The sequence below is a fragment of the Streptomyces lycii genome (assembly GCF_009735685.1).
Taxonomy (GTDB): domain Bacteria; phylum Actinomycetota; class Actinomycetes; order Streptomycetales; family Streptomycetaceae; genus Streptomyces; species Streptomyces lycii.
On record NZ_WHPN01000345.1, the window covers coordinates 1 to 3,576 of the forward strand.

At 73.0% G+C, this 3,576-nt stretch carries 3 protein-coding genes; all 3 read right to left on the reverse strand.

The features are described from left to right. Nucleotides 1–54 precede the first annotated feature (54 nt). Nucleotides 55–822 (reverse strand): enoyl-ACP reductase FabI, encoded by a 768-nt coding sequence (gene fabI / locus GCU69_RS22305; RefSeq protein WP_098751240.1) that lies wholly within the window; start codon nt 820–822, stop codon nt 55–57. 5 nt (nt 823–827) lie between these two features. After that, the gene (gene fabG, locus GCU69_RS22310) at nt 828–1,547 is read right to left on the reverse strand and encodes a 3-oxoacyl-[acyl-carrier-protein] reductase (RefSeq protein WP_098751241.1); all 720 of its coding nucleotides are present in this window, start codon (nt 1,545–1,547) and stop codon (nt 828–830) included. 358 nt (nt 1,548–1,905) lie between these two features. Further along, on the reverse strand, nt 1,906–3,444 hold the full coding sequence (locus GCU69_RS22315; RefSeq protein WP_156206996.1) for a membrane-associated oxidoreductase: 1,539 nt from the start codon (nt 3,442–3,444) through the stop codon (nt 1,906–1,908). Nucleotides 3,445–3,576: the final 132 nt, after the last annotated feature.

Sequence of the window (3,576 nt, forward strand, 5' to 3'; positions counted from 1 at the left end):
CGCGGTGGCCGGGGCGCTCCGCCGGTGGACGAACGCCGCGAAGACGGGCGGGGCTCAGGCGCCCATCATGTGCACGCCGCCGTCGACGTGCACGATCTCGCCGGTGGTCTTCGGGAAGAAGTCGGACAGCAGCCCCACGACGCCGCGGCCGGCCGGCTCCGGGTCGGCCAGGTCCCAGCCGATCGGGGCGCGGTGGTTCCAGACGTCGGCCAGCTCCTCGAAGCCCGGGATGGACTTCGCCGCCATCGACTTGATCGGGCCGGCGGAGACCAGGTTGCAGCGCACGTTCTTCGCGCCGAGGTCCCGGGCCAGGTAGCGGCTGGTCGACTCCAGGGCGGCCTTGGCGACGCCCATCCAGTCGTACTTCGGCCAGGCGACCTGCGCGTCGAAGGTGAGGCCGACGACCGAGCCGCCGCGCGGCATGAGCGGCAGGCAGGCCGTGGTCAGCGACTTGAGGGAGTACGCGGAGACGTGCACGGCCGTGCCGACGTCCTCCCAGCTCGCCTCCAGGAAGTTGAAGGCGCCCTGCGGACCGAAGGCGATCGAGTGCACGATGCCGTCGAGCCCCGCCTCCCCGGTGTGCTCGCGCACCCGGTCGGCGAGCCCGTCCAGGTGCTCCTGGTTGGTGACGTCCAGCTCGATGACGGGCGCGGGCTTCGGCAGCCGCCTGGCGATCCGCTCGACGAGGGTGAGCCGCCCGAAGCCGGTCAGGATCACCTCGGCGCCCTCGTTCTGGGCGACCTTGGCGGCCTGGAAGGCGATCGACGACTCGGTGAGGACGCCGGTGACGAGAATGCGCTTGCCTGCGAGGATTCCACTCATGACGTTCAGTGACCCATGCCCAATCCGCCGTCGACGGGAATGACGGCTCCAGTGATGTACGCGGCGTCGTCGGAGGCGAGGAAGCGGACCGCGGAGGCGACTTCCTCGGGCTGCGCGTACCGCTTGAGCGGTACCTGCTCGACGATGCCCTTCCGCTGCTCCTCGCTGAGCTCGCGGGTCATGTCGGTGTCGACGAAGCCGGGCGCGACGACGTTGAAGGTGATGTTCCGGGAGCCCAGCTCGCGGGCGAGCGAGCGGGCGAACCCGACCAGTCCGGCCTTGGAGGCGGCGTAGTTGGCCTGCCCGGCCTGGCCCAGCAGCCCGATCACCGAGGAGATCAGCACCACGCGGCCCCTGCGCGCCCGCAGCATGCCCCGGTTGGCGCGCTTGACGACGCGGAAGGTGCCGGTGAGGTTGGTGTCGAGGACGGCGCTGAAGTCCTCCTCGGACATCCGCATGAGCAGCTGGTCACGGGTGATGCCGGCGTTGGCCACCAGCACCTCGACCGGGCCGTGCTTCTCCTCGATCTCCTTGTAGGCCTGCTCCACCTGCTCGGAGTCGGTGATGTCGCACTTCACGGCCAGGCATCCCAGCTCGGCCAGTGCCTGCGGCGGCTCTCCCGACCGGTAGGTGTACGCGACCTTGTCGCCGGCGTCGGCGAAGGCGCGGGCGATGGCGAGGCCGATGCCCCGGTTGCCTCCGGTGACGAGAACCGAGCGGCTCAACGGATCACCCTTTCACTAGCGGACTGGACATCCCGAAACTATCGGTACGCACCGCTCCGGGAAGACCCGGCCCCCGACAGGGCGTACCGGCGCATGCTGTGGGTTTCCTACAGAAGCGCGGCACCGCCGGTCCGCGGGCGCGGGCGCCGGGAACAGCCGTACCAGCGGTACGGGCCCGCTGTTCCGGCGGCGCGGAGACCACTGTGCCGGGGGCGCGGAGACCACTGTGCCGGGGGCGCGGAGACCACTGTGCCGGGGGCGCGGAGACCACTGTGCCGGGGGCGCGGAGACCGCTGTGCCCGGGGGCCGCGGAACCCCGCTGTTCCCGGGAAGCGGAGCCCGCTGTTCCGCCCGGCGCTCACTGCCGCCGCAGGGAGCGGCTGACGCCCGCGGCCGTCGTCGTGGCCAGCACCCAGCCGGTGACGATCAGCACGTACGACAGCCACTGGTACCCGCCGCGCGGCGCGAAGGCGCTCTCCTGGCCGAAGCCGATGATGGGCAGCAGCAGGTCGAGGGTGTAGAAGACCGCGTTGAACTGCGGTGCCTCGTCGGCCTTCAGCGGGGCGGGCGGGCGGAACCCGAAGGCGAGGGCGCCGGTGACCAGCAGGGCCAGCAGCCAGCCGGCGGCACGCATCGGGCGGAAGCCGTAGCCGACGGTGGCGTCCTGGAGATGCCCCCAGATCCGGGCGTACCGGGGCAGGGTCCGCCGCCGGCGGCGGAGCTTGGCGAGCTGGACGGTCCGGGCGGCGGCCTCGTCCCCCACGGTGCGGTACGCGGCGGTCAGCTGCTCGTAGGCGAAGGGCACGTACCCGCCCGCCTCGCGTTCGAGCAGCGGGAGGCGTTCCGCCGCCGGCAGATGCGGGGCGAGGACCCGGTAGGTGAGGCCGTCCAGCCGTACGGTGCCGGGCCACACCGAGGGCGGTACGTGCAGCAGGTCGATCTGGGCGCGGCGCAGGTTCACGGTGCCCCGTACCGGGACGGCCTCCCGCAGCCACAGTTCGCCGATGACACAGCTGGTGGCGCGCAGGGCCTGCCCGTCCGGGGTGGCGAGCCGGGCATACGCGAGGTCGAGCTGGCGGGGTATCCGGGCCCCGCTGAGATTGACCCGCCCCTCGGCGCGGAGCCGTTTGGCGCGTACGTCGGTGCCGACCGCGAGGGTCTCGGCGTGCAGGGCGGTGGCGCCGGGGGCGCTCAGCTCGGCGTCCTCCAGGTTGACCAGCCCCTCCACCGAGGCGCCGTTCAGCCGGATGCCGCCGTGCGCGACGAGACCGGCGGCCCAGATGTCCGATCCGACGACGGCGTGGTTCAGCTGGAGGATCGGCTCGCCGGGATCGTCGTACTCGTCGGGGCCCAAGTCGTCCTGCCCGGCGCCCGGTCGGGAGGCGGCGGGGTCGGCGCCGGCCGGTTCCGTGGTCCCGAGGCGCGCGCTGTTGAGGAAGAGGGAGCGGGCGATCTGCGCGCCCGCGAGCCGTACGGGGCCGGTGAACCGGCAGCAGTTGATCCGCAGGCTCCCGTCGACGCTCAGTGCGCCGGCGGTCAGCCCGGGCAGGACCGAGTCGCTGAGCTTGAGATCCCGCAGTTGCGCCCCGTGCAGGTTCGGGCGCCGGTCGAACCAGCAGGCCCGGAGCTGCACCGGGTGCTCGACCGTGCCGTACTTCAGATGGAGCTTGCCGGTGATGCGCGCGCCCTTGAGCTTGAGTCCCGCGATCTGGCCGGGCTCGGCCGGTCCTTCGAGCAGCAGGGCCCGCAGCACCTCGGCGCGCACGGTGCGGTCCGGCCCCCAGGAGGCCCCGGTCCGGGGGTCCTCGTCGCCCGATGCCCGGAAATCGACGCCGGCGCCGCGCGGGAACGCCTCCAGGACACGGCGTTCCGCCGGGGTGAGCTCGGTGATCTGCACCGGGCGGATGGTGTCGCGGGCCCGTCGGGGCTGTCAACCTGCCCCCGGCGGGCGGGGGTTCGCCCCGGGCGGGACGTGCGAGGCGGCGGCTCACCGGGAAGGGCGGCGCCGGTCGCGGCGGCGAACGGTGCC

What these genes read in the sequence shown, in the direction of transcription:
- fabI (WP_098751240.1), bottom strand. Translation starts at nt 822, where the DNA reads ATGAGTGGAATCCTCGCAGGCAAGCGCATTCTCGTCACCGGCGTCCTC.